Source organism: Pseudomonas guariconensis (genome assembly GCF_015680235.1).
Taxonomy (GTDB): Bacteria; Pseudomonadota; Gammaproteobacteria; order Pseudomonadales; family Pseudomonadaceae; genus Aquipseudomonas; species Aquipseudomonas guariconensis_A.
In genome coordinates, this window is sequence record NZ_JADLJL010000014.1 from 109,231 (window position 1) to 115,419 (window position 6,189).

Sequence of the window (6,189 nt, forward strand, 5' to 3'; positions counted from 1 at the left end):
TCAGGTCGTCAGCGTACGCAGCAGGTTCTTGTAGTCCTCGCGGATGTCCGCGTCGGATTCCTTCAATTCGTTGATCTTGCGGCAGGCGTGCAACACCGTGGTGTGGTCCCTGCCGCCGAACATATCGCCGATTTCCGGCAAGCTATGGTTGGTCAGCTCCTTGGACAACGCCATGGCGACCTGACGCGGGCGGGCCACAGACCGCGAACGCCGTTTGGACAACAAGTCGGCGATCTTGATCTTGTAGTACTCGGCCACGGTTCGTTGGATGTTATCCACACTGACCAGCTTGTCCTGAAGCGCCAGCAGGTCCTTGAGCGATTCGCGAATCAACTCGATGGTGATATCCCGACCCATGAAATGCGAGTGAGCGATTACCCGCTTCAGGGCGCCTTCGAGTTCACGCACATTGGAGCGGATGCGCTGAGCGATGAAGAACGCTGCATCGTGGGGCAGCTCAACCTTGGCCTGATCGGCCTTCTTCATGAGGATCGCCACACGGGTTTCGAGCTCTGGAGGCTCGACGGCAACCGTCAGGCCCCAGCCGAAACGCGACTTAAGGCGCTCTTCCAGCCCTTCGATTTCCTTCGGGTAGCGGTCACTGGTGAGGATCACCTGCTGACCACCTTCGAGCAGGGCGTTGAAGGTGTGGAAAAACTCCTCCTGGGAGCGCTCCTTGCGGGCAAAGAACTGGATATCGTCGATCAGCAACGCATCGACGGAGCGATAGAAACGCTTGAATTCATTGATTGCGTTGAGCTGCAGCGCCTTGACCATGTCTGCCACGAACCGCTCGGAATGCAGGTAGACGACCTTGGCATTGGGGTTCTTCTTGAGCAGGTGGTTACCCACAGCATGCATGAGGTGGGTTTTACCCAAGCCCACGCCCCCATAAAGGAAGAGCGGGTTGTAGCCATGCTTGGGGTTGTCGGCGACTTGCCAGGCCGCAGCCCGGGCCAACTGGTTTGACTTACCTTCGACAAAGGTCTCGAAAGTGAACGTGCGGTTCAGGTAACTGGTGTGCTTGAGGGCGCCTTCGACCTGAACGGTACGCTGCTCGGTTCGACCGGTGGTGGCCGGTGCCGAGGAGGATTCGCCCATGGCGTCGAAACTGTCACGCGAAGACGGCTCTTCGATCTCTAAGGCAGGGGCAAGCTCCAGCGCAGGCTCGACGGCCGGTTCGCTAGGGACCACGACCTGAGCTGGCTGCACCTGGGTCTGCTGGGCCATGGATGCGGCCACGGCAGCACTGACCGGCGCATTGGGCGCGGCACGCGGAGCGGAGCTGCGGCGGCTGCCTATTAATAAGGAAAGGGCAGGCGCGATGCCGCTGCCATGCTCGCCCAACAGCTCGAGCAGGCGGCCCAGGTATTTTTCATTGACCCAATCGAGAACGAAACGGTTGGGCGCATACACGCGCAACTCGTCGCCTTCGGCTTCGACCTGTAGCGGACGGATCCAGGTGTTGAATTGCTGGGCAGGCAGTTCATCGCGCAGAAGCTCCACGCACTGCTGCCAAAGTTCCACTGACACGGATATCCCCTGAGTTGAAAGCCGGATGAGGCAAAAAACCAAACCGCCATTGTACCGGGAGGCCAGTCACTTATCCACATGTGGTCGCCACTCAGGCCGGGGCAGATTCGCCAAAACACCCTCAAAGCGACACCAAGGATTGTGAATAAGCTCTGTGGATAACCGACCATGAGGGCTATGCACAACCCTGGCCTCTAGCCTGTTGATAACTCTGCTGTGGATAACGATGCTTTTGATCCACAGCTTTTCCGAGGACACAGCACAGCGAGAGCACGCATTACAGACAAGGTTATGAATCGCTACATCGCCTATAAACAAAGGCCTGTAGATGGTTATCCACAGAAGGTTATCCACCTAAGATCTATAAATTCTTCAAAAAAGCTTTTTATATGTCCTTCTATTTTTTTCATGTTGTCCTGCGTGAGGTGTCCGATCAAGCCGGCGACGCTCATCCAGGGTCACGCCTTCTATAAGCAAACGCTGGTTGGAAATTGACCTACGGGCTTGCTTTCTCTAGAATCGCCGATCTCTTAAAAAGGGGGCCATTCCGGCCCGTTGTCGACAAACCCAGGTAACACGCCATGAAACGTACTTTCCAACCAAGCACCATCAAGCGCGCGCGCACCCACGGCTTCCGTGCCCGTATGGCTACCAAGAACGGCCGCGCTGTTCTGTCGCGTCGTCGTGCCAAAGGCCGTAAGCGTCTGGCAATTTGATTTTTCGGCACAGGTGGTGAGTCAGGACTTCAGTCGGGACAAGCGGCTGCTTACACCCCGGCATTTCAAAGCGGTCTTCGACTCCCCAACCGGCAAGGTTCCAGGGAAAAACCTGCTTATCCTTGCTCGCGAGAACGGTCTCGATCATCCACGCCTCGGCCTGGTGATCGGCAAGAAGAGCGTCAAGCTCGCCGTTCAACGCAACCGCCTCAAGCGCTTGATGCGCGATTCGTTCCGTCTGAACCAGCAGATGCTCGCTGGGCTGGACATCGTGATCGTCGCGCGCAAGGGATTGGGCGAGATTGAAAACCCAGAATTGCACCAACACTTTGGCAAGCTCTGGAAGCGACTGGTACGCAGTCGGCCCTCTCCAGCGGTTACTGCCGATTCCGCAGGGGTAGACAGTCACGATGCGTAAACTGGCACTCGTACCGATCCAGTTTTACCGTTATGCCATTAGTCCACTGATGGCCAGTCACTGTCGTTTCTACCCCAGTTGCTCCTGTTACGCCTACGAAGCCATTGAAAACCATGGCCTCTTGCGTGGTGGGTGGCTGGCCGTTCGTCGCCTGGGGCGTTGTCATCCGTGGAACGACGGTGGTTTCGATCCCGTTCCACCTGCTCCTTCCTCCCGAACTTCTTCGATAGCCGAGTAATCATGGATATTAAACGCACGATCCTGATCGTCGCCCTGGCAATCGTGTCCTACGTCATGGTCCTGAAATGGAACCAGGACTACGGCCAGGCTGCCTTGCCGACTCAGAATACTGCTGCCAGCAATGTTGCCCCGGCGCTGCCGGACACCGTGCCGGCCGGCAACAATGGCGCCAGCGCAGATGTGCCGAGCGCCAATGCTGAATCCAGCCCAGCCGAACTGGCACCGGTCGCGGTCAGTAAGGACCTGGTCCGGATCAAGACCGATGTCCTGGACCTGGCTATCGACCCGGTGGGTGGCGATATCGTCCAGTTGACCCTGCCCAAGTACCCGCGTCGCCAGGATCATCCGGACATTCCGTTCCAGCTGTTCGACAACGGCAGCGAGCGCGTGTACCTGGCACAGAGCGGCCTGACCGGCGCCAATGGCCCGGACGCCCGAGCCAGCGGTCGCCCACTGTATGCTTCCGAACGCAAGAGCTACCAACTGGCCGACGGCCAGGATCAACTGGTGGTCGACCTTAAGTTCAGCGAGAACGGCGTCAATTACATCAAGCGCTTCAGCTTCAAGCGCGGTGAGTACGACCTGACCGTCAGCTACCTGATCGACAACCAGAGCGCCCAGGCCTGGACCGGTAACCTGTTTGCCCAACTCAAGCGTGACGCCAGCTCCGACCCGTCGTCGAGCACGGCCACCGGCACCGCCACCTACCTGGGTGCTGCCCTGTGGACAGCTTCGGAGCCGTACAAGAAAGTGTCGATGAAAGACATCGACAAAGGCAGTTTGAAAGAAAATGTGTCCGGCGGCTGGGTTGCTTGGCTGCAGCACTACTTCGTGACCGCCTGGATCCCGAGCAAGTCGGACAACAACGTCGTCCAGACCCGCAAGGACAGCCAGGGCAACTACATCATCGGCTACACCGGCCCGGCACTGAACGTGCCTGCCGGCGCCAAGGCCGAAACCAGCGCCATGCTGTATGCCGGCCCGAAGATCCAGTCCAAGCTCAAGGAACTGTCCCCAGGCCTGGAACTGACCGTCGACTACGGCTTCCTGTGGTTCATCGCCCAGCCGATCTTCTGGCTGCTGCAACATATCCACAGCCTGCTGGGTAACTGGGGCTGGTCGATCATCGTCCTGACGATGCTGATCAAAGGCCTGTTCTTCCCGCTGTCCGCCGCCAGCTACCGTTCGATGGCGCGCATGCGTGCCGTGGCGCCGAAACTGGCCCAGCTCAAGGAACGCTTCGGTGACGATCGCCAGAAGATGTCCCAGGCGATGATGGAGCTGTACAAGAAAGAGAAGATCAACCCGCTGGGCGGCTGCCTGCCGATCCTGGTGCAGATGCCGGTATTCCTGGCCCTGTACTGGGTATTGCTGGAAAGCGTCGAAATGCGCCAGGCACCGTGGATGCTGTGGATCACCGACCTGTCGATCAAGGATCCGTTCTTCATCCTGCCGATCATCATGGGCGCAACCATGTTCATCCAGCAGCGCTTGAACCCAACGCCGCCGGATCCGATGCAGGCGAAGGTCATGAAAATGATGCCGATCATCTTCACCTTCTTCTTCCTGTGGTTCCCGGCTGGCCTGGTGCTGTACTGGGTTGTGAACAACTGCCTGTCCATCGCGCAGCAGTGGTACATCACCCGTAGCATCGAGGCAGCGACCAAAAAAGCCGCTGCTTGACGGGCGGCTGCGCTGGTCTGTGAATAAAACGCCCCCTCGTGGGGCGTTTTTGCTATCTGTGTATTTTTCCTAGAGGTTTTCGAGCATGAACACTGTGCGTGAAACCATCGCGGCCATCGCCACCGCCCAAGGGCGAGGAGGTGTTGGCATCGTCAGGTTGTCCGGTCCGTTGGCCAGCCAGGCTGGTCAGGCCATCACCGGCCGCACGCTGACGCCACGTCATGCCCATTACGGCCCGTTCCGGGACGGCGACGGGCTGGTGCTGGACGAAGGCATCGCCTTGTTCTTCCCAGGGCCGAACTCCTTCACCGGCGAGGATGTCCTGGAGCTGCAAGGCCATGGCGGCCCGGTGGTCATGGACATGCTGCTGCAACGCTGCCTGCAGTTGGGTTGCCGCTTGGCGCGCCCGGGCGAATTCAGCGAGCGGGCGTTTCTCAACGACAAGCTCGACCTGGCCCAGGCCGAGGCGATCGCCGACCTGATCGAAGCCAGTTCCACCCAGGCTGCGCGCAATGCATTGCGATCGCTGCAGGGGGCATTTTCGAAACGCGTGCACGCGCTGACCGAAGCCTTGATCGCCCTGCGCATCTACGTGGAAGCAGCAATCGACTTCCCCGAGGAAGAAATCGACTTCCTTGCAGATGGCCATGTGTTGTCCATGCTCGATGCGGTTCGCGGCGAGTTGTCCACAGTCGAGCGCGAAGCCGGGCAGGGCGCCTTGTTGCGCGACGGCATGACCGTGGTCATTGCCGGGCGGCCCAATGCCGGTAAATCGAGCTTGCTCAACCAGCTGGCAGGGCGCGAGGCGGCCATCGTCACCGACATCGCCGGCACTACCCGGGATATCCTGCGCGAACATATCCACATCGATGGCATGCCGCTTCACGTCGTCGATACCGCGGGCCTGCGCGACACCGACGACCATGTGGAAAAGATTGGCGTGCAAAGGGCGCTCAAGGCTATAGGCGAAGCCGATCGTGTGCTTCTGGTAGTGGATTCCACGGCGCCCGAGGCCAACGACCCGTTCGCCCTGTGGCCGGAATTCCTCGACCAGCGGCCGGACATGGCCAAGGTGACCCTGATTCGCAACAAGGCCGACCTCAGCGGCGAAACGATGGGCCTGGAGCAGAGCGACGACGGCCATGTAACCATTACCTTGAGCGCCCACGATACCGGCCTCGGGCTGGACCTGCTGCGGGATCATCTCAAGGCCTGCATGGGCTATGAGCAGACCGCCGAAAGCAGCTTCAGCGCCCGTCGCCGGCATCTGGAAGCCTTGCGTCAGGCCGGTGCTCACCTCGAGCATGGCCGTGCCCAACTGACCCTGGCGGGCGCCGGCGAGTTGCTGGCCGAGGACCTGCGCCAGGCACAGCAAGCCCTGGGCGAAATCACCGGTGCCTTCAGCTCGGATGACCTGCTGGGGCGGATTTTCTCGAGCTTCTGCATCGGTAAATGATCCACAGCCCCGGCAAGGCCCAAGGCCGCTCCTTCTGGAGCGGCTTTTTTTAGTGCGCCAGGCATGGCGCGTTGCGCGCAAGCGCAACCTGCTTGGCTGTGGTGGTCGAGTGGGTGACTTGGAGGTGAAAGTCCTCTACACAC

At 59.6% G+C, this 6,189-nt stretch carries 6 protein-coding genes; 5 read left to right on the forward strand and 1 reads right to left on the reverse strand.

Going from position 1 to position 6,189, the window contains the following annotated elements; translation table 11 throughout:
- On the reverse strand, window positions 1-1,533 hold the full coding sequence (gene dnaA, locus IRZ56_RS12410) for a chromosomal replication initiator protein DnaA (protein ID WP_196145208.1): 1,533 nt from the start codon (window positions 1,531-1,533) through the stop codon (window positions 1-3).
- Window positions 1,534-2,114: 581 nt separating this feature from the next.
- On the opposite strand from dnaA, the gene rpmH reads away from it, so the two are divergent.
- The 5 genes from rpmH to mnmE all read left to right on the forward strand — a co-directional run bounded on the left by rpmH (window position 2,115) and on the right by mnmE (window position 6,046).
- Window positions 2,115-2,249, forward strand: a complete 135-nt coding sequence (rpmH, locus tag IRZ56_RS12415) for a 50S ribosomal protein L34 (protein WP_003253163.1) — start codon at window positions 2,115-2,117, stop codon at window positions 2,247-2,249.
- 13 nt (window positions 2,250-2,262) lie between these two features.
- Complete coding sequence (gene rnpA / locus IRZ56_RS12420) at window positions 2,263-2,667, forward strand: ribonuclease P protein component (RefSeq protein WP_196145213.1); 405 nt, start codon at window positions 2,263-2,265, stop codon at window positions 2,665-2,667.
- Window positions 2,660-2,905, forward strand: a complete 246-nt coding sequence (gene yidD / locus IRZ56_RS12425) for a membrane protein insertion efficiency factor YidD (RefSeq protein WP_011536514.1) — start codon at window positions 2,660-2,662, stop codon at window positions 2,903-2,905. Before rnpA ends, yidD begins: the two co-directional genes overlap by 8 nt.
- Window positions 2,906-2,907: 2 nt before the next feature.
- Window positions 2,908-4,590, forward strand: a complete 1,683-nt coding sequence (yidC, locus tag IRZ56_RS12430; RefSeq protein WP_196145209.1) for a membrane protein insertase YidC — start codon at window positions 2,908-2,910, stop codon at window positions 4,588-4,590.
- Window positions 4,591-4,675: 85 nt separating this feature from the next.
- A complete protein-coding gene (gene mnmE / locus IRZ56_RS12435; RefSeq protein WP_196145210.1) occupies window positions 4,676-6,046 on the forward strand; it encodes a tRNA uridine-5-carboxymethylaminomethyl(34) synthesis GTPase MnmE in 1,371 nt (456 codons plus the stop codon).
- The last annotated feature ends 143 nt before the right edge of the window (window positions 6,047-6,189 follow it).